The sequence below is a fragment of the Streptococcus sp. 27098_8_23 genome, assembly GCF_041432195.1.
In the GTDB taxonomy this organism is placed as follows: domain Bacteria; phylum Bacillota; class Bacilli; order Lactobacillales; family Streptococcaceae; genus Streptococcus.
Window position 1 is genome coordinate 255,235 of record NZ_JAPVZF010000001.1, and the last position, 21,032, is coordinate 276,266.

Here is a 21,032-nt window from a genome sequence, read left to right on the forward strand (position 1 = left end):
GGAGAATTTTAAATGACAAAACAGGAATTATTAGACTTTTTAAAATTTAATAGTAACAAACTTAGATATTATACTGTGTACTTAAATAAAAAAGTTTTAGAGCAGTTTGCGATAGGGTATTATCAGGATTTAAGTGCAAATAGATTTATAGTGTATGAGGTGACTGAACGTCAACAGTTATATGAAAAAGCTAGTTTTGAAAGAGAAGAGGATGCTATTGAAGAATTATATGAGATTGTAAAGTTTAGATGTAGGATTAAAAGTATCCCTATTCAGTTAGAGGTTTCAGAAATTGATGCAATCGGAACGAGTGATACAGACTTGGAACTTTTATTAATTGATGGTAATCTTTGGCTTCCAGATACCGAAGAGGAGCATCTCTTGAAACTTCAAGAAAAACTCAATAACTATATCTACTTCCTCGAAAGCAAGCAGTATGTGGCACGATACGGTGATAAGTTTGATAAAAAAGTCATCCATATCAGATTCCAGTATTCTCCATCTGATAATGGATTGGCCTTTCTCGCAGCTGTTCAGAAAGTGTTACAACCCACTGATATGAGCTTGAAGGTAGAATTGCCGGAGTGATAAAGGGAGCGGAAACGCTCTTTTTTATGTTATAATAGGCATAGAATGTTTAGGAGAAAGAGATGAAGGAAAATAAACGCTTATTTTGGGTTGTTAGTGTGATGTTAATGGTCCTGACTCTTTATACACTGACTGGATGTAGTTTGGGTGGTGAGACCATTCCCAAAAACAGAACAAAGGAACAGTACGAATTTGAAAAAACGTTTGAACCTATATTTAAATTTTTAGAGCAAGACAAGAAGGAGTTTAATGGATTAAAGCTTTACAAAAATAGTATTTATATAGAGAGTGGAAACGTAGTAAAGGATTATAAAGTATTCTTAGATACTAGCCAATCTGACATTAAGGGTGACTATACAATAAAAATTGGGGATAATAAAGAAACAGTTCCTGTTACTTACTCTAATGGGAAGTTAAATTATGGGTCGGAGGTAACTCCTTTATATGATGAAGAAATTCTTAATTTGGTAGTACAAAGAGATTATTTCGCTTCCTTGAATATAAAAGAAACCTTTAAGAGTGCAGAAACAGAGCTTCGTGATATTATCTATGAACCAGAAAATCATTCTGACCTCTATAAATATCTTAAAAATAAGTACGATATGCCAGAGGATACAACCTGTAGAATCAGAGTAAGGTACTCTAGTGGAACAATCTATGGAATTTCAATACTAATGGAATCTAGGGATGAGGCTGTTCAAATAGATTTAACTATATTTAAACAACGGGAGGATAATCAATGAATGAAATTGAAAAAAGGAACCGTCGGGTTGAAAGGTAAAGCACTATAAAAGCTGTTTTATAACTGATTTTTAATGAGCATCAGGAGATATTATGTTAAAATCGAACAAGTGGATATTCCTTGCAATTTCCGTTCCCTTTATTATTATTGGTTTGTCATATTTGTTAATTAGGATACCGATTGGGAACACTGGTAAGTTTATTCATGATCATGCGGATTCTATCAAAAGCGAAATTATTGCAGACATAGACAGTCAAGGGCAATATATAAAGTCAGTGACGCTTTTACCAGGTTCTGCGAGGGGAGGCTTTGATAATGGTGGAGATGTAGGTGGAAATTATCATATTTCCTTTACAGCCTATGCTAATAATAATCGCAAGCAGTCAATGAAAGTAGAATTATACTTTCCTGATGCTGGTATAGGTCCTTTTACATTTATAAAACCCAATCCTTATAAATCTCCTGAAACTATGAGGAGATGGTACTTATCAGTAGTAGAGGTATCAAGTGACCCCTCGTGGGATTGGAAGCGAGAGCAAGATAAATTGACTGAAACTATGAATAAACTTGATCGCAAGAGCAAGGATGCCTCCAGGCAAGTTGAAAAAGAAATTATGATTCGTAATCTTAACAGATGGCTACAAGAACATGAGGAAAATTTCAAACTAGCTATCCAAACAGACCTGTATAGAAACGACCCAGAATTGGAACAGAAATTAGGAAAGATTCAAAGTATCAGTGTAAGTGAATATCAAATGTACATTCCTTCGACAGGTAGCGACATTAGTTTTGATGTTAGATTTGAGAAATATCCTGAAGAAGTAGCTACTATAAACGTTCGCTTGCATTCCCAAGGGGAACAATCAGTTTTTAAGGATCCCTCAGTAGCTGCAACTATTAGTTTTGAAAGAGAACGTTTTGTTATAAAAACTGTGTACGACTCCAAGCTATTTCCAATTTTTAATCAAAGTCGATTTGGTAATAGTAATGGAGAAATATCTTATGAACTCCCAAAAGATTATGAAAATCAATTTTTAATTCCTTAACTTTCAAGCAAGCTATTATGCTTGCTTTATCTTTATGGCTTCAAGCCATAAGAGTAAGAACGACAAATCGATGCATGATAGAGGAGATTCAAGCTTATATCTTTTCCTTGTAGACATGGGATACTGATGTTTTCAAGTATAAAGGAGTAAAAATGATGCTAGCTATTTGTATAGATTCTATAGGTGACAAGTCAGGAACCTATAAGTTGTTAAGAAATTATTCATCCTTGCCTTTCTCTTTAATTCAATCCAGAATAGAAGATCATGACACGGTAATAGAAGTAGACATGTTAGATTTGGATGAATTGAAAAAGGTTAGAGCACTCATCCATGAGTTGAGTGCTATTGGGACTATGGTTACGATGAGAGATTCGACTGGTATTATCACCTTAGAATTTTTAAATAATATTATTTCTACCTTCGAAGAGATTGCGGCTGAAAGAGAAGAATTAGATGCTCTGATGTTTGAGGAGGAAGAGTGATTGTCACCTTTTCCAGTGAATCATACATTCCCAAGATAATTTTTAGTAATAAAAGGAAAATCAATGAAAGATAATAAAAATTTGTTGCTCTTTCTACAGGAGTTGATATACGGTCTTGTAGATTTTATCAGTGAGAAAGAATATAAGGAATTTGTCTTTGACTCCTTAAAACTTTCAAAACAGGAGTTTGATAAAGAGAGTGGGTTTTGTCCAGATGATTTATACAATCGATTGGAAAATATGGATGAGCAGGATATCTTGACATTTCAGATGCTAGATAAGAAAACCAATCCACTAGTATGGAACTGTATCGCTAATTTCTTTGTCTTAGTTTGTCATTATTCTTATATGGCTTCGGGGGAAGTCTACCTGCCACAAACGATAGAAAGTGTCGACGAGGACACACTGGCTGTTCTTGCCTTAAGCTACAAACAAATCCTATCTGAAAACAGTGAACTCATTTCACAAATATCTGGGCCAGAAATAGAAGGATATTTAAAGGATGAGCTCGTTAAAAACTACTTTGGACCACTATTTTTATCTGATGAGAACGAATAGGCTATTCGTTCAAGTATAGATCAGGAGAGGATATGCTTACGAGTTATTTTATGTTGATTTTTGCTGAAGCAATTGTAAACCGTATGAAAACACGATACAATTCTCAAATTCGAACTGCCTTGGATGCATGTTGGAGTTTTTTGGAGAATAGAGATAAAAGGGGAGAGGAACTTTATCGCCTTTTAGATGATGGGACAGACTTCAGTGGAATATTTATCTACATGCAGTTAGATGAAAATGAAGCGAATGGTCTCTTGTGGGACAACATTAGTTATGCAATAGGTGTGACTGCTAAAGAAGCTTTTGAGTTTGAAAATAAGAAGGAGCTTCCTTCTCCCTTAGAGAACATTGAACCGGAACTACTTGATGTCTTTATTGATAATTTAAAAGAGATTAGCATGGATCTTTATCATCACGTCGAAACAGTAAAAATTTTCATCAATAAAAATCCATACCCATCAAGAGAATCTGCCCTAAAAGAACTAGATAGACTAGGATTACTTAGATGATTTGAATAGATGATTTGGCGAAAAATCAAAAAGAACACCCCAGAAGTTAGAGTGTCATCTCTACCTTTTGGGGTGTTGTTTATTTTCTATCCTTAAGAATTTTACAATACCCAGGTACGAATAGCATGGGCAACGCCAGATTCATCATTTGTTTTGGTAATGTATTTGGCGATTTTTTTGAGTTCTGGATTTCCATTTTCCATGACAACGGGATTTCCAACGACTTCGAGCATGGCACGGTCATTTTCTTCGTCGCCGATCGCCATGGTTTCATCTTTGGTCAATCCGAGTTTTTCAGCTAGGTGAGTGATAGCTGAACCCTTGTCTACATTCTTTTTAAGGAGTTCGAGGTAGAAAGGAGCTGATTTGTTAATAGAGTAACGCTCGTAAAATTCGGCTGGAATCTTTTCAATCGCAGCATCGAGAATCTCTGGTTCATCGATAAACATACATTTGACGATTTCCTTGCCAGCCATTTCTTCAGGAGTGCGGTAAAAGATGGGCATGCTGACGAGGGTTGATTCGTGAACTGTGTATTTTCCGATATTGCGATTGGCAGTATAGATACCGTCCTTGGTAATAGCGTGCATGTGAACACCGAGCTTGCGACTGAGAAATTCCATATCCAGATAATCCTCATAGGTCAAGGATTCGCTGATAATCTCATGGCCAGTAGCAGTTTCTTGAACAAGGGCACCGTTGAAGGTTACAACATAGTCACCCTCATCTCTCAATTGCAAGTCGTCCAAAAGTTTGGCAACGCCTGCGATAGGACGACCCGTTGCAATCACGACTTTGACACCAGCTTCTTTGGCATCTTGGATGGCAGAAAAGACTTCCGGAGTGATTTCCTTTTTACTGTTAACCAGGGTACCGTCGATATCGACGGCGATTAGTTTAATACTCATAAATTTCCTCTATTCGTTCTTATTTGGGGTAAAATGATCGTTCTCAATCAAGTGTAAAAATTGCTGGGTGATACTTGCGAAGATGCTATTTTGGTCCAACATTTCTTTCGGGAAATAGAAACGATTGTCTCCATGGCGGCTGCCAGCAAGGGATTGGACGATAGGAGACAGGCTAGAGAGTTCTGCCAGTTCTCCATTTTTTTGTAAAATTTCAATCTGAGTCCGTGGATTTTCAGATTCGGGACGATAGATATCATAAGGGAGGTCAAAGTTCTTATGAATAGCAGTATAGTAGTCTGGATCAAAACCGATTTCTTCAACCAGTTGTCTCATGGTTGCGAGTTGGTCTTGGTCTTTTTCTGAAAAAGTAATGGATTTAAAGACCTTGCGGTTGACAAAGCGCTGTGACAAGTCTGCGAGAATCTTGTCAGGACTGCTCATCCAGAGTTGGAAGTAGGTATTCATCACGCCGTCATCAAGTGCCAGATAGTCAGATAGAGTAACTTTTTTTTCAAAAAAAGGTAGCAAATGTGGAGAAGTGCGTGCAAAGAAGTCCTTGTCCTCAGGGTAGAGTTCCTTAGCACGCTTGAGAAGATTCTGTAGGAGAACTTCCATGGCACGTGTTGCTGGGTGGAAATAAACCTGCATATACATCTGGTAGCGACTGAGAACATAGTCTTCGATGGCGTGCATGCCATTGCGCTGAAAGGCGATGCCATTTTCGATAGGGCGAATCACTCGGAGGATGCGAGTCAGGTCAAATTCCCCATAAGATGCTCCTGTAAAATAAGAGTCGCGCAAGAGATAGTCCATGCGGTCTGCATCAATCTGACTGGAAATGAGCTGTACGACCTGTTTGTTAGGGTAGGTATGGTCGATGACACTAGCCACTTTTTCAGGAAAGTCTGGCGCTACTTGTAGCAGGACTTGGTGAATCTCTGTCTCAGGACTTTGGATAATTTCCTGAGTGATGGCTTCGTGGTCTGTATCAAAGAGATGTTCAAAAGTATGCGAGTAAGCACCATGCCCAAGGTCATGAAGGAGTGCAGCGGTCATAGTCAAGAGAGACTCAGCAGGATCCCATTCTTCAAGATATTTTTCTTCAAAAATCTCTGTGATGCGTCGTGCAATCTCATAGACCCCCAAACAGTGGGAAAAGCGGCTGTGCTCGCCACCATGGAAGGTATAACTGGAAGTCCCTAGCTGTTTGATACGGCGCAGACGTTGAAATTCTTTGGTATTGATCAAGTCGTATATGACCTGATTATTGACATGGATGTAGTTGTGAACTGGGTCACGGAATACTTTTTCGTTCATATGACCATTATAGCAAAAAGCTAGAGTTTTTGGTAAAATAGTAGGATAAGAGAGAAGAAAGAGGACCTGATGTGAAGATTCGGATGCGCAATACGATTCAATTTGATGAACAGTTGGAAGTCATAGACCAACTCTATGACGTGGAAGTGCATGAAAAAGGGGATTTTAGCTATCTGCTTTTTTATAATGAGGAAAAGGAGAAAGTGGTTCTCAAATTTCATCAAGAAGAACTGGTGATGACCCGTTTCTCGAGTCCCAAGACTATCATGCGTTTTCTAAAGGATAGTGATAGTTTGGCCTATATTCCTACTCCAATGGGGATGCAGGAGTTTATCATTCAAACGAGTCACTACAAACTGGATGGGCAAAAGATTGAGCTGGCCTATCAACTACAAAATCAAGAGGGACACCCCTTTGCCAGCTATCAATTAGAAATTACTTGGGGATAAGAAAAAGGTTGGCAAATGCCAACCTTATTTGATATAGAGTTCTTGGTTTTTTAGGACAATTTCACGTACACTTGCAAACTTCTTGAGTTTTTTAAGTTCTTCAGGATGGGTTACGAGAGTGATAACATAGCCCTCTTTGCCCATGCGACCTGTACGGCCAGCGCGGTGAGTGTAGGTTTCCATATCTCTAGGAATATCAAAATTTATGACACATTCTAGACTATCGATATCAATTCCACGAGCCAGAAGGTCAGTTGCAAGGAGAAAGGTTAGCTGCTTGTCCTTAAACTTTTCCAAGATAACTTTTCTAAACTTGACATTGACATCGCTAGCGAGGGAAACAGCCAAGATATCGCGATACTGTAATTTTTCCTCAGCACTTCCAAGGTCTGACAAGCTGTTAAAGAAGACCAGACCACGAAAATCCTCTACATGAGCCAATTTTCGTAGCATGTCTACTCGGTGACGTTGGTCTACCTGCATGTAGAAATGTTGAATGTTGTCCAGTTTTTGATCAGAGAGATCAATGGTACGTGTGTTTGGTGCAATCTTCTCTTGATCAAACTTGGTCGTCGCACTCATATAGATGAGTTGGTGGTCACGAGGTGCGTAGTGAGTGATTTTCTCAACAAAGTGTATCTGAGAATCATCAAGTAATTGATCAAATTCATCTAGAATGATGGTTTCCACATTCATCATCTTGATTTTTTTCAATTTAATCAACTCAAAGATACGGCCAGGGGTTCCAATCAGAATTTCTGGTCCTTTTTTGAGGCGTTCAATCTGGCGTTTCTGACTGGAACCTGATAAGAAGAGCTGAGCAGTCAAGCCGATAGCCTCTGCCCACGTTTTACACACGTCAAAAATCTGCCCAGCCAGTTCTGTATTTGGTGCTAGTATCAAGAGTTGTTGGGCTTTTTTCTTTTGTAGTCTGAGAAGACTTGGCAAGAGGTAAGCGAGGGTCTTACCAGTTCCTGTTGGGCTTACTCCCAGGAGGTTTTCTCCAGCAAGAATGGGCTCAAATAGTTGAGTTTGAATGGGGGTAAATTCTTGGAAACCGAGTTGGTCGCTCAGTTCTTGCCATTCAGTCGGTAGTTTGGTTTTCATTTTTCTGCCTCAAATCTAATGCCAGCAGTCTGGCGCATAGTATATAGTAGCTCATGAACAGAGCTTGCATCATCCAGCCAAGTCTGGTAGATCGTCTGGTCTGGTTGCTGAATCATGTGTGCAAACGCAGCAATTTCCTCAGTCATCGTATGAGGAGCCTGTTGGATAGGGAGTTGAACTTGATTTCCTTGGTGGTTGGTAAAAATAGCTGAGCGGACATGCTCAATCGTGTTGAGGGTCAAAGTTCCATCTGCTGTGTAAATCTCACAAGGAAGATTGGAAGTGATGTTTTTCCCAGCTTTGATATGAACTTGAAAGTTAGGGTAGAAGAGGATACCGTCTCCATTCAGGTCAATGCTATTGTCAAGCTGTTGAGCCTGATAAGTCGCGTCCTGAGCCTTTCCAAAGAGGCGAATGGCAGCGTAGAGGGGATAAATCCCCAAGTCCATAAGGGCTCCACCAGCAAAACGGTTTGAAAAGACATTTGGCGTCTGCCCTGCCAACAAATCCGGCATCTTGGAAGAATACTTGGCATAGTTGAAATCTGCTCCCCAAATTTGCTTGTCTGCCAAAAAATTCTTGATAGTAGTAAAAGCTTTCTCGTGGTAGTTTCGTGCTGCTTCAAAGATAAAACAATTATTTTTCTCAGCTGTCTGTCTCAAATCTAACCATTCATGTGGCTGAGTGACAGCTGGCTTTTCAAGAATGACGTGCTTACCAGCAGACAAGGCAGCCTTGGCTTGAACAAAATGCAAGGAGTTTGGACTGGCGATATAGACCACATCAAAGGAAGACTTAAAGAAGTCTTCTAATTGATCAAAGAGTTGGATATTTTCATAGCGAGAAGCAAAGGTTGAGGCAGTTTCTAGTTTTCTAGAATAGACTGCAACCAGCTGGTATTCTCCGCTAGCATGGGCTGCTTCTATGAAATGATGGCTGATAGCCCCTGTTCCGATGATACCTAATTTAAGCATAAATACTCCTTTTCCGACTTCAAATCCTTCCTTCATTATAACATAGAAAAGAAGGACTATCCAACAGATGGTAAAAATTTTCAATTGGGCTACGAATTTCTTGGAGAAAGTGGTACAATATTTAGATAAGTAGATGAAATGAGAAGGGGGAGAAAATGAGATTATTACCAATAAGGAAAATATCACGTCAGTCTAAGAGACTAGCGCTTTTTTTGACTTTTTGTGCAGGATATGTCGATGCCTATACCTTTATCGTGCGAGGAAACACCCTTGTCGCTGGACAAACTGGGAATGTGGTTTTTCTTTCTGTAGGACTCATTCAACAAAATGTATCGGATGCCAGTGCTAAAGTAATGACCTTGCTTTTCTTTATGATGGGTGTCTTTTTTCTGACATTGTATAAGGAAAAACTTCGAATTGTTAAAAAACCGATTTTGTCCTTGATTCCTCTTGCAGTCCTGTCCCTAATTATAGGCTTTGTGCCGCAAACGGTTGATAATATCTATCTCGTACCGCCCTTGGCCTTTTGTATGGGACTGGTAACAACTGCCTTTGGAGAAGTGTCAGGTATTGCCTATAATAATGCTTTTATGACAGGGAATATCAAACGAACCATGTTGGCTTTTGGAGATTATTTCCGGACCAAGCATACGCCTTTCCTACGAGAGGGCTTGATTTTTGTTAGCTTGCTTAGCAGTTTTGTCTTCGGAGTTGTTTTTTCAGCTTATTTGACGATTTATTATCAGGAGAAGACAATTCTAGGTGTTCCTCTTATGATGAGTATCTTTTACTTCAGTATGCTTTTTGCTTCTTGGAGAAAAAAAGGGAAAGAAAAAGCTTAAATTTGATTGATTTCTCTTGTAAGAAAAAAGAAGATATGCTATACTTGAAGAGTTGACTATGCACAGTCCTGTGCAACCGCACGAACATCGTTGCTCACATAGTGAGTATAAAGTGGTTCGTCCCACGATGCTAGGCGAGTCTTCACAAAAATACGGGGAAACCCTAAAAATCATAGGAGGTGCATAATGAGCACATACGCAATTATCAAAACTGGCGGAAAACAAGTTAAAGTTGAAGTTGGTCAAGCAGTTTACGTTGAAAAATTGAACGTTGAAGCTGGTCAAGAAGTTACTTTTAACGAAGTTGTTCTTGTTGGTGGTGAAAACACTGTTGTCGGAACTCCACTTGTTGCTGGAGCTACTGTAGTTGGAACTGTTGAAAAACAAGGAAAACAAAAGAAAGTTGTTACTTATAAGTACAAACCTAAAAAAGGTAGCCACCGTAAACAAGGTCACCGTCAACCATATACAAAAGTTGTCATCAACGCGATCAACGCTTAATTTTAAGGAGAACACATGATACAAGCAGTCTTTGAGAGAGCCGAAGATGGCGAGCTGAGGAGTGCGGAAATTACTGGACACGCCGAAAGTGGCGAATACGGCTTAGATGTCGTGTGTGCATCGGTTTCTACGCTTGCCATTAACTTTGTCAATTCCATTGAGAAATTTGCAGGCTATGAACCAATCTTAGAATTAAACGAAGATGAAGGTGGCTATCTAAAGGTTGATATACCAGCGGATCTTCCTTCACACCAGAGAGAAATGACCCAGTTATTCTTCGAATCATTTTTCTTAGGTATGGCAAACTTATCGGAGAACTCTTCTGAGTTCGTCCAAACCAGAGTTATCACAGAAAACTAACACGGAGGAAAACATTATGTTAAAAATGACTCTTAACAACTTGCAACTTTTCGCCCACAAAAAAGGTGGAGGTTCTACATCAAACGGACGTGATTCACAAGCGAAACGTCTTGGAGCTAAAGCAGCTGACGGACAAACTGTAACAGGTGGATCAATCCTTTACCGTCAACGTGGTACACACATCTACCCAGGTGTAAACGTTGGACGTGGTGGAGACGATACTTTGTTCGCTAAAGTTGAAGGCGTAGTACGCTTTGAACGTAAAGGACGCGATAAAAAACAAGTTTCTGTTTACCCAATCGCAAAATAAAAAGGTTCAGTGAACCTTTTTATCCCGAGCCTTAAAATGAAAAGGCGAGGAAGCTACAAGTAGCATAAAATCAGGCTTTCCGAGTTTTCGGAGAGCCTATTTTTTGTTTTAATACCCATAATTCTTTGTTACTAGTGTAGATGAATTTTATGAGCGACATTATTTTTCCTAGGTGGAAAAGTTCTGAAATATGGTATAATGAACAGATAGAGAAGTTGGGGGTAAAAGATGAACATTCAACAATTACGCTATGTTGTGGCCATTGCCAATAGTGGTACTTTCCGTGAAGCTGCTGAAAAGATGTATGTTAGTCAGCCAAGTCTATCTATTTCTGTTCGCGATTTGGAAAAAGAGTTAGGCTTTAAAATTTTCCGTCGGACGAGTTCGGGGACTTTTTTGACCCGTCGTGGTATGGAATTTTATGAGAAAGCGCAGGAATTGGTCAAAGGATTTGATGTTTTTCAGAATCAGTATGCCAATCCTGAGGAAGAAAAGGATGAATTTTCCATTGCCAGCCAGCACTATGACTTCTTGCCACCAACCATTACGGCCTTTTCGGAACGTTATCCTGACTACAAGAACTTTCGTATTTTTGAGTCTACTACAGTTCAAATCTTAGACGAAGTGGCCCAAGGACATAGTGAGATTGGGATTATCTACCTCAACAATCAAAATAGAAAGGGCATCATGCAACGGGTTGAAAAGCTTGGTTTAGAAGTTATTGAACTAATTCCTTTCCAGACTCACATTTATCTTCGTGAAGGGCATCCTTTAGCACAGAAAGAGGAATTGGTCATGGAGGATTTAGCGGATTTACCAACGGTTCGTTTTACTCAGGAAAAGGATGAGTACCTTTACTATTCAGAGAACTTTGTCGACACCAGCGCGAGCTCGCAGATGTTTAATGTGACCGACCGTGCTACTTTGAATGGTATTTTGGAGCGAACGGATGCCTATGCGACAGGTTCAGGATTTTTAGATAGTGACAGTGTCAATGGAATCACAGTCATTCGTCTCAAGGATAATCTAGATAATCGCATGGTCTATGTCAAACGGGAAGAAGTGGAGCTTAGCCAAGCTGGGACTCTTTTCGTAGAAGTCATGCAAGAATATTTTGATCAAAAGAGGAAATCATGAAAAAAAGAGGAATAGTAGCAGTCATTGTACTGCTTTTGATTGGGCTGGATCAGTTGGTCAAAAATTATGTTGTCCAGCAGATTCCACTGGGTGAAGTGCGTTCGTGGATCCCAAATCTCGTTAGCTTGACCTATCTGCAAAATAGAGGAGCAGCCTTCTCCATGCTACAAGATCAGCAGTGGTTATTTGCTGTCATTACACTGGTCGTCATGGTAGGTGCCATTTGGTATCTACATAAACACATGGAGGATTCTCTCTGGTTGGTTTTTGGACTGACTTTGATAATAGCGGGAGGTCTGGGCAACTTTATCGACAGAATGAGTCAAGGTTTTGTGGTGGATATGTTTCACCTAGACTTTATCAACTTTGCGATTTTCAATGTTGCTGACAGTTATTTGACAGTTGGTGTCATTGTTTTATTGATTGCAATGCTTAAAGAGGAAGTAAATGGAAATAAAAATTGAAACTGGTGGGCAACGTCTAGACAAGGCTCTGTCGGACCTGACAGAATTGTCACGCAGTCTCGCGAATGAACAAATCAAGGCTGGACAAGTCTTGGTTAATGGGCAAGCTAAGAAAGCCAAATACACTGTCCAAGAGGGGGATATCGTCACCTACCATGTGCCAGAACCAGAGGTTTTAGAGTATGTGGCTGAGAATCTGCCACTCGAGATTATCTACCAAGATGAGGATGTAGCCGTTGTTAACAAACCTCAAGGGATGGTGGTTCATCCCAGCGCTGGTCATACTAGCGGAACCTTGGTCAATTCCCTCATGTACCATATCAAGGACTTGTCAGGTATCAATGGTGTTCTTCGACCGGGTATCGTTCACCGCATTGACAAGGACACGTCTGGTCTCCTTATGATTGCGAAGAATGACGAGGCCCACTTAGCACTCGCGCAAGAACTCAAGGACAAGAAGTCTCTCCGTAAATACTGGGCGATTGTTCATGGCAATCTTCCCAATGATCGTGGTGTGATTGAAGCTCCGATTGGTCGTAGTGAAAAAGATCGTAAGAAACAGGCAGTGACTGCTAAAGGGAAGCCTGCCGTAACACGTTTTCATGTTTTGGAACGCTTTGGAGATTATAGCTTAGTGGAGTTGCAACTGGAAACAGGACGTACCCACCAAATCCGTGTTCATATGGCTTATATTGGCCATCCTGTCGCTGGTGATGAAGTCTATGGTCCTCGAAAAACGCTGAAAGGACATGGACAATTTCTCCATGCCAAGACTCTAGGTTTTACTCATCCGAGAACAGGTGAAACCTTGGAGTTCACAGCAGATATTCCAGAGATTTTTAAAGAAACGCTGGAAAGATTGCGTAAAACTGAGAATAGATAAAAGAGTTGAGATGTCTTGTCTCAACCTTTTTCATTTCAAGTCTTTTCTATTTTAAAGTATTCATGTTATAATGGATAAATATGAAGAATCGGAGTGAGAATATGAAGTACAAACGAATCGTCTTTAAGGTGGGGACCTCCTCCTTGACAAATGAAGACGGGAGTTTATCAAGAAGTAAAGTAAAGGCAATTACCCAGCAATTGGCTATGCTGCATGAGGCTGGACATGAGTTGATTTTAGTGTCATCTGGGGCAGTTGCCGCTGGATTTGGAGCTTTGGGTTTTAAAAAACGTCCGACCAAGATTGCAGATAAACAAGCTTCGGCTGCAGTTGGTCAGGGACTTTTGTTGGAGGAATATACAACCAACCTCCTCATGCGCCAGATCGTTTCTGCACAAATCTTGCTGACACAGGATGATTTTGTAGATAAACGTCGCTATAAGAATGCCCATCAGGCCTTGTCTGTATTGCTTCATCGTGGTGCAATCCCCATCATCAACGAGAATGACAGTGTCGTTATTGATGAGCTCAAGGTCGGGGACAATGACACTCTGAGTGCCCAGGTAGCGGCGATGGTTCAAGCAGACCTTTTAGTTCTCTTGACCGATGTGGACGGTCTCTATACTGGAAATCCCAACTCAGATCCAACAGCCAAACGTTTGGAGAAAATCGAGACTATCAATCGTGAGATTATTGATATGGCTGGTGGGGCAGGTTCGTCAAACGGTACTGGGGGTATGCTGACAAAAATCAAAGCTGCAACTATTGCGACGGAGTCAGGGGTGCCAGTCTATATCTGCTCTTCCATGAAATCTGATGCCTTGATTGAAGCAGCAGAGGAGACCAAGGATGGATCCTTCTTTGTTGCACAAGAGAAGGGACTTCGTACCCAGAAACAATGGCTGGCCTTCTATGCTCAAAGTCAGGGAACGATTTGGGTAGATGGTGGAGCTGCAGAGGCACTTTCAAAAAACGGGAAAAGTCTCCTTTTATCGGGTGTGGTAGAAGTGGAAGGAAACTTCTCTTACAACGATATTGTAACAGTAGCAGATAAAGAAACAGGTCAATCTCTTGGAAAGGGACGTGTCCAATTTGGTGTCTCAGCCCTAGAAGACATGCTCCGTTCTCAAAAAGCTAAGGGAGTCTTGATTCACCGTGATGACTGGATTTCCATCACTCCTGAAATCCAGCTGCTCTTTACAGAATTTTAGAGGTGAAAAGATGGTAAGGACACAAGAACAATTTGAACAGGTACAAGCTGTTAAGAAATCAATCAATACTGCTAGTGAAGCAGTGAAAAACCAAGCCTTGCTAGCTATGGCTGATCACTTAGTGGCTGCTACTGAGGAGATTTTAGCGGCCAATGCCCTCGATATGGAAGCGGCCAAGGGAAAAATCTCAGATGTTATGCTAGACCGTCTTTATTTGGATGCGGGACGTATAGAAGCGATGGCAAGAGGGATTCGTGAAGTGGTTGCTTTACCAGATCCTATTGGTGAGGTCCTAGAAACCAATCATCTTGAAAATGGTTTGGTTATTACCAAGAAGCGTGTGGCCATGGGAGTTATTGGTATTATCTATGAAAGTCGTCCAAATGTGACGTCTGATGCGGCTGCTTTGGCTCTCAAGAGTGGAAATGCGGTCGTTCTTCGTAGTGGCAAGGATGCCTATCAAACAGCTCATGCTATTGTCACAGCCTTGAAGAAGGGCTTGGAGACGACCACCATCCATCCAGAGGTGATTCAACTGGTGGAAGATACTAGCCGTGAAAGTAGCTATGCCATGATGAAGGCCAAGGGTTATCTAGACCTTCTCATACCCCGTGGAGGCGCTGGCTTGATCAATGCCGTGGTTGAAAATGCTATCGTGCCTGTTATTGAGACGGGAACTGGAATTGTTCATGTTTATGTCGATAAGGATGCAGACGAAGACAAGGCTCTAGCCATCATCAACAATGCTAAAACCAGCCGTCCTTCTGTCTGCAATGCCATGGAGGTCTTGCTGGTTCATGAAGACAAGGCAGCAAGCTTCCTTCCTTGCTTGGAGAAAGTGCTGGTTACAAGTCGGAAAGAAGCTGGACTGGAACCAATTCAATTCCGCCTGGATGAGAAAGCAAGCCAGTTTGTTTCAGGTCGAGCAGCTGAGGCCCAAGACTTTGACACTGAGTTTTTAGATTATATCCTAGCGGTTAAGGTTGTGAGCAGTTTAGAAGAAGCAGTTGAGCATATTGAAGCTCACAGTACCCATCATTCGGATGCCATTGTGACAGAAAATGCTGAAGCTGCAGCCTACTTTACAAATCAAGTGGACTCTGCAGCGGTGTATGTCAATGCCTCAACGCGTTTCACTGATGGTGGGCAATTTGGTCTTGGATGTGAGATGGGGATTTCTACTCAGAAACTGCATGCGCGTGGGCCTATGGGCTTGAAAGAGTTGACCAGCTACAAGTATGTGGTTACTGGTGACGGACAGATAAGGGAGTAAGAGATGAAGATTGGATTTATCGGTTTGGGAAATATGGGAGGTAGCTTGGCTAAGGCTGTTTTGCAGGGTAAGGCGGGTGCTCAGATTCTCCTTGCCAATCGTAGTCAAGCGAAAGTAGATGCTTTCATTGCCAACTTCGGCGGTCAGGCTTCCAGCAATGAAGAAATTTTTGTAGAAGCAGATGTGATTTTTCTAGGAGTTAAGCCTGCTCAGTTTTCTGAACTGCTTGCTCAATACCAGTCTATCCTTGAAAAACGAGAGAGTCTTCTTTTGATTTCCATGGCGGCTGGATTGACCTTGGAAAAACTGGCTAGACTACTTCCAAGTCACCACCGAATCATTCGCATCATGCCCAATACTCCAGTGGCTATCGGCCAAGGAGTGATTAGTTATGCCATGTCAGCAAACTGTCTTGCTGAGGACGGTGAACTCTTTTGTCAATTATTGTCCAAGGCTGGCCTCTTGGTTGAGCTGGGGGATGGCTTAATCGATGCTGCGACAGGGCTTGCTGGTTGTGGTCCTGCCTTTGTCTACCTCTTTATCGAAGCTTTGGCAGATGCAGGTGTTCAGACAGGATTGTCAAGAGAAACGGCCTTGAAAATGGCAGCCCAAACAGTAGTCGGCGCTGGACAAATGGTCCTCGAAAGTCAGCAACATCCTGGAGTTTTGAAAGACCAAGTTTGCAGCCCAGGAGGTTCGACTATCGCTGGTGTAGCAAGTCTGGAAGAACATGCCTTTAGAGGCACCGTCATGGACGCAGTTCAGCAAGCCTATAAACGAACACAAGAACTAGGTAAATAAGAGGTTGGATGACTCCCAGCCTCTTTTATGGTCGATTGAATGGAGAAGACGCAAAAAGATTGTCACAAAAATCTATTTTTTTGATAGAATAGAAGATAGTAAAAAAGAAATGAGTTAGACATGTCAAAAGGATTTTTAGTCTCTCTTGAGGGACCAGAGGGAGCAGGAAAGACCAGTGTTTTAGAGGCTCTACTCCCAATTTTAGAGGAAAAAGGAGTAGAGGTACTGACGACCCGTGAGCCAGGTGGAGTCTCGATTGGAGAGAAGATTCGGGAAGTGATTTTAGATCCAAGTCATACTCAGATGGATCCTAAAACGGAACTCCTTCTCTATATCGCCAGTCGTAGACAGCACTTGGTGGAAAAAGTTCTTCCAGCACTTGAAGCTGGCAAGTTGGTCATTATGGACCGTTTCATCGATAGTTCCCTTGCTTATCAGGGATTTGGTCGTGGCTTGGATATTGATGCCATTGATTGGCTCAATCACTTTGCGACAGATGGCCTCAAACCTGATTTGACACTTTATTTTGACATTGAGGTGGAAGAAGGACTGGCTCGCATTGCTGCTAATAGTGATCGGGAGGTCAATCGTTTGGACTTGGAAGGTTTGGACTTGCACAAAAAAGTTCGTCAAGGTTACCTTTCTCTTCTGGACAAAGAAGGAAATCGCATTGTCAAGATTGATGCCAGTCTTCCCTTGGAGCAAGTTGTGGAAGCTACCAAGGCAGTCTTGTTTGAGAGAATGGGATTGGCTAAATGAAACAAGATCAACTAAAGGATTGGCAACCAGAACAGTTTGACCGCTTTGTCCGTATTCTAGAACAAAACCAGCTCAATCACGCCTATCTTTTTTCAGGTTTCTTTGGTAGCTTGGAAATGGCGCAGTTTTTGGCTAAGAGCCTCTTTTGTAGGGATAAAGTAGGTGTTCTACCATGCGAGAAATGCCGAAACTGCAAGCTGATTGAGCAGGAAGAATTTCCCGATGTTACCTTGATTAAGCCAGTCAATCAGGTCATCAAGACAGAACGCATTCGGGAATTGGTGGGCCAGTTTTCCCAAACAGGGATTGAAAGCCAGCAGCAGGTTTTTATTATCGAGCAGGCGGAGAAAATGCATCCCAACGCAGCTAACTCTCTGCTCAAGGTCATCGAAGAACCCCAGAGTGAAGTTTACATTTTCTTCTTAACTAGTGATGAGGAAAAAATTTTACCGACCATCCGTAGTCGGACCCAGATTTTTCACTTTAAAAAGCAAGAAGAAAAGCTCATCCATCAATTAGAACAAGCAGGTCTGGTCAAGAAAAAAGCGACTCTCTTAGCCCTGTTTAGTCAATCGCGTGCTGAAGCAGAAAAACTGGCAAACCAAGCAAGTTTTTGGACCTTGGTGGATGAAAGTGAGCGCCTGCTGACTTGGTTAGTAGCCAAGAAAAAAGAGAGTTATTTGCAGGTGGCTAAATTAGCTAGTCTGGCAGATGACAAGGAAAAGCAGGATCAGGTCTTGCGAATCCTCGAAGTCCTCTGTGGACAGGATCTATTGCAAGCAAGGATTCGACAGATTTTTCAAGATTTACTAGAAGCTAGAAAAATGTGGCAGGCTAATGTCAGCTTTCAAAACGCCATGGAATATCTGGTCTTGAAAGAAATATAAACTAAAAAATGAACGATAAAGAAAGGAAAGAGCTGGTTTATGGACAAGAAAGAATTATTTGATGCGCTAGACGATTTTTCCCAACAGTTACTGGTGACCTTGGCCGATGTGGAAGCCATCAAGAAAAATCTCAAGAGCCTGGTAGAGGAAAATACAGCTCTTCGCTTGGAAAATAGTAAGTTGCGCGAACGCTTGGGCGAGGTAGAAGCAGATACACCCGTCAAGGCTAAGCATGTTCGTGAAAGCGTCCGTCGAATCTATAAAGACGGATTTCACGTATGTAATGATTTTTACGGCCAACGCCGAGAGCAGGACGAGGAATGTATGTTCTGTGACGAGTTGTTGTACAGGGAGTAGGCATGCAGATTCAAAAAAGTTTTAAGGGGCAGTCTCCCTATGGCAAGCTTTACCTAGTGGCAACGCCAATTGGCAATTTAGATGACATGACCTTTCGTGCCATCCAGACCTTGAAAGAGGTGGACTGGATTGCTGCTGAGGACACGCGCAATACTGGTCTTTTGCTCAAGCATTTTGACATTCCGACCAAGCAGATCAGTTTTCATGAGCACAATGCCAAGGAAAAAATTCCTGACTTGATTGGTTTCCTGAAGGCGGGGCAAAGTATTGCTCAGGTATCCGATGCAGGTCTGCCTAGTATCTCAGATCCTGGTCATGATTTGGTTAAGGCAGCTATTGAGGAAGAAATTGCAGTTGTCACCGTTCCAGGAGCCTCTGCAGGGATTTCGGCCTTGATTGCCAGTGGGCTAGCTCCACAACCACATATCTTTTACGGTTTCTTACCGAGAAAATCAGGCCAACAAAAGCAATTTTTCGACTCAAAAAAAGATTATCCTGAAACTCAGATTTTCTACGAATCGCCCCATCGTGTGGCAGATACATTGGAAAATATGCTAGCAGTCTACGGCGACCGCTCGGTGGTCTTGGTTAGAGAATTAACCAAAATCTATGAAGAATACCAACGAGGAAAGATTTCAGAGCTACTAGAAAGTATTGCTGAAACGCCACTCAAGGGTGAATGCCTTCTCATCGTTGAAGGCGCCAGTCAGGATGTGGAAGAAAAGGACGAGGAGGACTTGTTTTCAGAAATCCAATCTCGTATCCAGCAAGGCATGAAGAAAAATCAAGCCATAAAGGAAGTTGCAAAACTCTACCAGTGGAATAAAAGCCAGCTCTACGCTGCTTACCACGACTGGGAAGAAAATCAAGAAAGTGATTAAACAGGGAAGTTTGCCTTCTTCCCTTTTTTTGTTATACTAGTAGAAGAAAAATTAGAAAGATTTGTGGGAGTGAAAAAGTCCGGGGGACTTTTTCAGCCTGAGCCAAGAAATTCGAAAGCGAGGAAAGTCCGGGGGACTTTTTCAGCCTGAGCCAAGAAATTCGAAAGCGAGGAAAGTCCGGGGGACTTTTTCAGCCTGAGCCAGGAAATTCGAGAGCGAGGAAAGTCTTGAGGACTTTTTCAGCCTGAGCTAAGCAACTCGAAAGCGAGTAAGTTCGGTTGGTTTTTTTCAATGTGAAGCTTGTTTTCACACTCCCAAAGAGGTATTAGTGTCGTGTCTCAATCTTATATCAATGTTATCGGTGCTGGCTTGGCAGGGTCTGAAGCAGCTTACCAAATCGCAGAACGTGGTATTCCAGTTAAACTCTATGAAATGCGTGGTGTAAAGCCTACACCCCAGCACAAAACAGACAATTTTGCAGAGTTGGTTTGTTCCAATTCCTTACGTGGGGATGCCCTGACAAATGCTGTTGGGCTCCTCAAGGAAGAAATGCGTCGCTTGGGTTCTGTTATCTTGGAATCTGCTGAAGCTACACGTGTTCCTGCTGGTGGAGCCCTTGCGGTGGACCGCGATGGTTTCTCCCAAATGGTGACTGAGAAAGTGGCCAACCACCCCTTGATTGAGGTGGTTCGTGATGAAATTACAGAATTGCCGACTGATGTAATTACAGTTGTCGCTACTGGTCCTTTGACTAGTGATGCCTTAGCTGAAAAGATTCATGCCCTTAATGATGGGGATGGATTCTATTTCTACGATGCGGCGGCGCCGATTATCGATGTCAATACCATCGATATGAGCAAGGTCTATCTCAAGTCTCGTTATGACAAGGGAGAGGCGGCCTACCTCAATGCTCCAATGACCAAGCAAGAATTTATGGATTTTCATGAAGCCTTGGTCAATGCTGAAGAAGCACCGCTCAATTCGTTTGAAAAAGAAAAGTACTTTGAAGGTTGTATGCCTATCGAAGTCATGGCCAAGCGTGGCATTAAAACCATGCTTTATGGTCCGATGAAGCCAGTCGGTTTGGAGTATCCAGACGATTATACAGGCCCTCGTGACGGGGAGTTCAAAACACCGTATGCAGTTGTCCAGCTTCGTCAGGACAATGCGGCTGGTAGCCTCTACAATATCGTTGGTTTCCAAACCCACCTCAAATGGGGAGAACAAAAGCGTGTCTTCCAAATGATTCCAGGTCTTGAAAATGCGGAGTTTGTTCGTTATGGGGTCATGCACCGCAATTCTTATATGGATTCACCAAATCTTCTTGAACAGACTTACCGTTCTAAGAAACAACCAAATCTTTTCTTTGCTGGTCAAATGACGGGTGTAGAAGGCTATGTTGAGTCAGCAGCTTCAGGCTTGGTTGCAGGTATTAACGCAGCTCGTCTCTTTAAGGGTGAAAGTGAAGCTATCTTCCCAGAGACCACAGCGATTGGAAGTCTGGCTCATTACATCACTCACGCTGATAGCAAACATTTCCAACCAATGAACGTCAATTTCGGGATTATCAAGGAATTGGAAGGCGAGCGTATCCGTGATAAGAAGGCTCGTTATGAAAAAATTGCAGAGCGTGCTCTTACCGACTTAGAGGAATTTTTAACGGTCTAATTTTTTTCAAAGAATTGC

At 41.8% G+C, this 21,032-nt stretch carries 26 protein-coding genes, 1 pseudogene and 1 other annotated feature; of the genes and pseudogenes, 22 read left to right on the forward strand and 5 right to left on the reverse strand.

The features are described from left to right. Window positions 1-12 precede the first annotated feature (12 nt). The 6 genes from O3652_RS01235 (at window position 13) to O3652_RS01260 (ending at window position 3,925) form a co-directional block, all read left to right on the forward strand. Entirely contained in the window at window positions 13-588 is a 576-nt protein-coding gene (locus tag O3652_RS01235) for a DUF6572 domain-containing protein (RefSeq protein WP_070683241.1), read from the forward strand. A gap of 62 nt (window positions 589-650) precedes the next feature. Next, window positions 651-1,331 carry a hypothetical protein gene (locus tag O3652_RS01240; protein WP_000662241.1) on the forward strand — a complete coding sequence of 227 codons (681 nt, stop codon included), beginning with the start codon at window positions 651-653 and terminating at the stop codon, window positions 1,329-1,331. Between the two features lie 91 nt (window positions 1,332-1,422). Beyond that, window positions 1,423-2,376, forward strand: coding sequence for a hypothetical protein (locus O3652_RS01245; RefSeq protein WP_000920280.1), 954 nt, complete (start codon window positions 1,423-1,425; stop codon window positions 2,374-2,376). 155 nt (window positions 2,377-2,531) lie between these two features. Next, the gene (locus tag O3652_RS01250) at window positions 2,532-2,858 is read left to right on the forward strand and encodes a hypothetical protein (RefSeq protein ID WP_044021737.1); all 327 of its coding nucleotides are present in this window, start codon (window positions 2,532-2,534) and stop codon (window positions 2,856-2,858) included. Window positions 2,859-2,921: 63 nt separating this feature from the next. After that, entirely contained in the window at window positions 2,922-3,416 is a 495-nt protein-coding gene (locus tag O3652_RS01255; RefSeq protein WP_070683236.1) for an Imm6 family immunity protein, read from the forward strand. Between the two features lie 32 nt (window positions 3,417-3,448). Next, window positions 3,449-3,925: an Imm6 family immunity protein gene (locus O3652_RS01260; protein ID WP_000958203.1), complete on the forward strand. Its 477-nt coding sequence runs from the start codon at window positions 3,449-3,451 to the stop codon at window positions 3,923-3,925. Between the two features lie 101 nt (window positions 3,926-4,026). On the opposite strand, the gene yidA is transcribed toward O3652_RS01260, so the two are convergent. Together yidA and O3652_RS01270 are read right to left on the reverse strand one after the other, a co-directional pair. Continuing rightward, a complete protein-coding gene (yidA, locus tag O3652_RS01265; RefSeq protein ID WP_000023484.1) occupies window positions 4,027-4,833 on the reverse strand; it encodes a sugar-phosphatase in 807 nt (268 codons plus the stop codon). A gap of 9 nt (window positions 4,834-4,842) precedes the next feature. Continuing rightward, window positions 4,843-6,150, reverse strand: a complete 1,308-nt coding sequence (locus tag O3652_RS01270) for an HD domain-containing protein (protein ID WP_070683234.1) — start codon at window positions 6,148-6,150, stop codon at window positions 4,843-4,845. Window positions 6,151-6,221: 71 nt separating this feature from the next. Here O3652_RS01270 and O3652_RS01275 point away from each other — a divergent pair, with 71 nt between their 5' ends. Next, complete coding sequence (locus tag O3652_RS01275) at window positions 6,222-6,599, forward strand: DUF1934 domain-containing protein (RefSeq protein WP_083312752.1); 378 nt, start codon at window positions 6,222-6,224, stop codon at window positions 6,597-6,599. Window positions 6,600-6,623: 24 nt separating this feature from the next. Here O3652_RS01275 and O3652_RS01280 read toward each other — a convergent pair whose 3' ends face one another. Continuing rightward, window positions 6,624-7,706 (reverse strand): DEAD/DEAH box helicase, encoded by a 1,083-nt coding sequence (locus O3652_RS01280; RefSeq protein ID WP_070683231.1) that lies wholly within the window; start codon window positions 7,704-7,706, stop codon window positions 6,624-6,626. After that, on the reverse strand, window positions 7,703-8,680 hold the full coding sequence (locus O3652_RS01285) for a Gfo/Idh/MocA family protein (protein WP_125413255.1): 978 nt from the start codon (window positions 8,678-8,680) through the stop codon (window positions 7,703-7,705). Before O3652_RS01285 ends, O3652_RS01280 begins: the two co-directional genes overlap by 4 nt. Window positions 8,681-8,835: 155 nt before the next feature. Here O3652_RS01285 and O3652_RS01290 point away from each other — a divergent pair, with 155 nt between their 5' ends. The 4 genes from O3652_RS01290 to rpmA all read left to right on the forward strand — a co-directional run bounded on the left by O3652_RS01290 (window position 8,836) and on the right by rpmA (window position 10,693). After that, window positions 8,836-9,522, forward strand: a complete 687-nt coding sequence (locus O3652_RS01290) for a YoaK family protein (RefSeq protein ID WP_125413254.1) — start codon at window positions 8,836-8,838, stop codon at window positions 9,520-9,522. Between the two features lie 64 nt (window positions 9,523-9,586). Then, window positions 9,587-9,674, forward strand: a sequence feature (ribosomal protein L21 leader region). A 34-nt stretch (window positions 9,675-9,708) separates the two neighbouring features. After that, window positions 9,709-10,023: a 50S ribosomal protein L21 gene (gene rplU, locus O3652_RS01295; RefSeq protein ID WP_000109141.1), complete on the forward strand. Its 315-nt coding sequence runs from the start codon at window positions 9,709-9,711 to the stop codon at window positions 10,021-10,023. 15 nt (window positions 10,024-10,038) lie between these two features. Then, the gene (locus O3652_RS01300; protein WP_000613704.1) at window positions 10,039-10,383 is read left to right on the forward strand and encodes a ribosomal-processing cysteine protease Prp; all 345 of its coding nucleotides are present in this window, start codon (window positions 10,039-10,041) and stop codon (window positions 10,381-10,383) included. Between the two features lie 16 nt (window positions 10,384-10,399). Then, complete coding sequence (gene rpmA, locus O3652_RS01305) at window positions 10,400-10,693, forward strand: 50S ribosomal protein L27 (RefSeq protein WP_000916509.1); 294 nt, start codon at window positions 10,400-10,402, stop codon at window positions 10,691-10,693. A gap of 164 nt (window positions 10,694-10,857) precedes the next feature. Here the strand turns inward: rpmA and O3652_RS01310 are convergent. After that, window positions 10,858-10,929: pseudogene (locus O3652_RS01310) on the reverse strand (AraC family transcriptional regulator); the annotation flags it as partial. On the opposite strand from O3652_RS01310, the gene O3652_RS01315 reads away from it, so the two are divergent. The 11 genes from O3652_RS01315 (at window position 10,922) to trmFO (ending at window position 21,014) form a co-directional block, all read left to right on the forward strand. Further along, window positions 10,922-11,830, forward strand: coding sequence for a LysR family transcriptional regulator (locus O3652_RS01315; protein WP_001025724.1), 909 nt, complete (start codon window positions 10,922-10,924; stop codon window positions 11,828-11,830). The pseudogene O3652_RS01310 and the gene O3652_RS01315 sit on opposite strands and share 8 nt — an antisense overlap. Continuing rightward, window positions 11,827-12,294: a signal peptidase II gene (lspA, locus tag O3652_RS01320; protein WP_000745683.1), complete on the forward strand. Its 468-nt coding sequence runs from the start codon at window positions 11,827-11,829 to the stop codon at window positions 12,292-12,294. Before O3652_RS01315 ends, lspA begins: the two co-directional genes overlap by 4 nt. Continuing rightward, on the forward strand, window positions 12,278-13,177 hold the full coding sequence (locus O3652_RS01325; protein WP_070683228.1) for an RluA family pseudouridine synthase: 900 nt from the start codon (window positions 12,278-12,280) through the stop codon (window positions 13,175-13,177). The genes lspA and O3652_RS01325 overlap by 17 nt, the downstream gene beginning before the upstream one ends. Before the next feature lie 101 nt (window positions 13,178-13,278). Further along, window positions 13,279-14,388, forward strand: a complete 1,110-nt coding sequence (gene proB / locus O3652_RS01330; protein ID WP_221761889.1) for a glutamate 5-kinase — start codon at window positions 13,279-13,281, stop codon at window positions 14,386-14,388. 10 nt (window positions 14,389-14,398) lie between these two features. After that, window positions 14,399-15,661 carry a glutamate-5-semialdehyde dehydrogenase gene (locus O3652_RS01335; RefSeq protein ID WP_125413253.1) on the forward strand — a complete coding sequence of 421 codons (1,263 nt, stop codon included), beginning with the start codon at window positions 14,399-14,401 and terminating at the stop codon, window positions 15,659-15,661. 3 nt (window positions 15,662-15,664) lie between these two features. Further along, window positions 15,665-16,462 carry a pyrroline-5-carboxylate reductase gene (gene proC / locus O3652_RS01340; RefSeq protein ID WP_084936741.1) on the forward strand — a complete coding sequence of 266 codons (798 nt, stop codon included), beginning with the start codon at window positions 15,665-15,667 and terminating at the stop codon, window positions 16,460-16,462. Window positions 16,463-16,582: 120 nt separating this feature from the next. Continuing rightward, window positions 16,583-17,221, forward strand: a complete 639-nt coding sequence (tmk, locus tag O3652_RS01345; protein ID WP_084936743.1) for a dTMP kinase — start codon at window positions 16,583-16,585, stop codon at window positions 17,219-17,221. Then, on the forward strand, window positions 17,218-18,108 hold the full coding sequence (locus O3652_RS01350; protein ID WP_084936744.1) for a DNA polymerase III subunit delta': 891 nt from the start codon (window positions 17,218-17,220) through the stop codon (window positions 18,106-18,108). Before tmk ends, O3652_RS01350 begins: the two co-directional genes overlap by 4 nt. A 39-nt stretch (window positions 18,109-18,147) precedes the next feature. Further along, the gene (gene yabA, locus O3652_RS01355; protein ID WP_000358229.1) at window positions 18,148-18,465 is read left to right on the forward strand and encodes a DNA replication initiation control protein YabA; all 318 of its coding nucleotides are present in this window, start codon (window positions 18,148-18,150) and stop codon (window positions 18,463-18,465) included. Window positions 18,466-18,467: 2 nt separating this feature from the next. Beyond that, window positions 18,468-19,346 carry a 16S rRNA (cytidine(1402)-2'-O)-methyltransferase gene (gene rsmI / locus O3652_RS01360; RefSeq protein WP_125413252.1) on the forward strand — a complete coding sequence of 293 codons (879 nt, stop codon included), beginning with the start codon at window positions 18,468-18,470 and terminating at the stop codon, window positions 19,344-19,346. A gap of 333 nt (window positions 19,347-19,679) precedes the next feature. Continuing rightward, window positions 19,680-21,014 carry a methylenetetrahydrofolate--tRNA-(uracil(54)-C(5))-methyltransferase (FADH(2)-oxidizing) TrmFO gene (gene trmFO, locus O3652_RS01365; protein WP_084936747.1) on the forward strand — a complete coding sequence of 445 codons (1,335 nt, stop codon included), beginning with the start codon at window positions 19,680-19,682 and terminating at the stop codon, window positions 21,012-21,014. Window positions 21,015-21,032: the final 18 nt, after the last annotated feature.

What these genes read in the sequence shown, in the direction of transcription:
- proB (WP_221761889.1), top strand. Translation starts at nt 13,279, where the DNA reads ATGAAGTACAAACGAATCGTCTTTAAGGTGGGGACCTCCTCCTTGACA.
- yabA (WP_000358229.1), top strand. Translation starts at nt 18,148, where the DNA reads ATGGACAAGAAAGAATTATTTGATGCGCTAGACGATTTTTCCCAACAG.
- O3652_RS01325 (WP_070683228.1), top strand. Translation starts at nt 12,278, where the DNA reads ATGGAAATAAAAATTGAAACTGGTGGGCAACGTCTAGACAAGGCTCTG.
- O3652_RS01270 (WP_070683234.1), bottom strand. Translation starts at nt 6,150, where the DNA reads ATGAACGAAAAAGTATTCCGTGACCCAGTTCACAACTACATCCATGTC.
- rplU (WP_000109141.1), top strand. Translation starts at nt 9,709, where the DNA reads ATGAGCACATACGCAATTATCAAAACTGGCGGAAAACAAGTTAAAGTT.
- O3652_RS01250 (WP_044021737.1), top strand. Translation starts at nt 2,532, where the DNA reads ATGCTAGCTATTTGTATAGATTCTATAGGTGACAAGTCAGGAACCTAT.
- O3652_RS01285 (WP_125413255.1), bottom strand. Translation starts at nt 8,680, where the DNA reads ATGCTTAAATTAGGTATCATCGGAACAGGGGCTATCAGCCATCATTTC.
- O3652_RS01280 (WP_070683231.1), bottom strand. Translation starts at nt 7,706, where the DNA reads ATGAAAACCAAACTACCGACTGAATGGCAAGAACTGAGCGACCAACTC.
- O3652_RS01235 (WP_070683241.1), top strand. Translation starts at nt 13, where the DNA reads ATGACAAAACAGGAATTATTAGACTTTTTAAAATTTAATAGTAACAAA.
- O3652_RS01240 (WP_000662241.1), top strand. Translation starts at nt 651, where the DNA reads ATGAAGGAAAATAAACGCTTATTTTGGGTTGTTAGTGTGATGTTAATG.
- rsmI (WP_125413252.1), top strand. Translation starts at nt 18,468, where the DNA reads ATGCAGATTCAAAAAAGTTTTAAGGGGCAGTCTCCCTATGGCAAGCTT.
- O3652_RS01290 (WP_125413254.1), top strand. Translation starts at nt 8,836, where the DNA reads ATGAGATTATTACCAATAAGGAAAATATCACGTCAGTCTAAGAGACTA.
- O3652_RS01335 (WP_125413253.1), top strand. Translation starts at nt 14,399, where the DNA reads ATGGTAAGGACACAAGAACAATTTGAACAGGTACAAGCTGTTAAGAAA.
- O3652_RS01315 (WP_001025724.1), top strand. Translation starts at nt 10,922, where the DNA reads ATGAACATTCAACAATTACGCTATGTTGTGGCCATTGCCAATAGTGGT.
- proC (WP_084936741.1), top strand. Translation starts at nt 15,665, where the DNA reads ATGAAGATTGGATTTATCGGTTTGGGAAATATGGGAGGTAGCTTGGCT.
- O3652_RS01260 (WP_000958203.1), top strand. Translation starts at nt 3,449, where the DNA reads ATGCTTACGAGTTATTTTATGTTGATTTTTGCTGAAGCAATTGTAAAC.
- O3652_RS01245 (WP_000920280.1), top strand. Translation starts at nt 1,423, where the DNA reads ATGTTAAAATCGAACAAGTGGATATTCCTTGCAATTTCCGTTCCCTTT.
- tmk (WP_084936743.1), top strand. Translation starts at nt 16,583, where the DNA reads ATGTCAAAAGGATTTTTAGTCTCTCTTGAGGGACCAGAGGGAGCAGGA.
- rpmA (WP_000916509.1), top strand. Translation starts at nt 10,400, where the DNA reads ATGTTAAAAATGACTCTTAACAACTTGCAACTTTTCGCCCACAAAAAA.
- O3652_RS01300 (WP_000613704.1), top strand. Translation starts at nt 10,039, where the DNA reads ATGATACAAGCAGTCTTTGAGAGAGCCGAAGATGGCGAGCTGAGGAGT.
- O3652_RS01255 (WP_070683236.1), top strand. Translation starts at nt 2,922, where the DNA reads ATGAAAGATAATAAAAATTTGTTGCTCTTTCTACAGGAGTTGATATAC.
- yidA (WP_000023484.1), bottom strand. Translation starts at nt 4,833, where the DNA reads ATGAGTATTAAACTAATCGCCGTCGATATCGACGGTACCCTGGTTAAC.
- lspA (WP_000745683.1), top strand. Translation starts at nt 11,827, where the DNA reads ATGAAAAAAAGAGGAATAGTAGCAGTCATTGTACTGCTTTTGATTGGG.
- O3652_RS01350 (WP_084936744.1), top strand. Translation starts at nt 17,218, where the DNA reads ATGAAACAAGATCAACTAAAGGATTGGCAACCAGAACAGTTTGACCGC.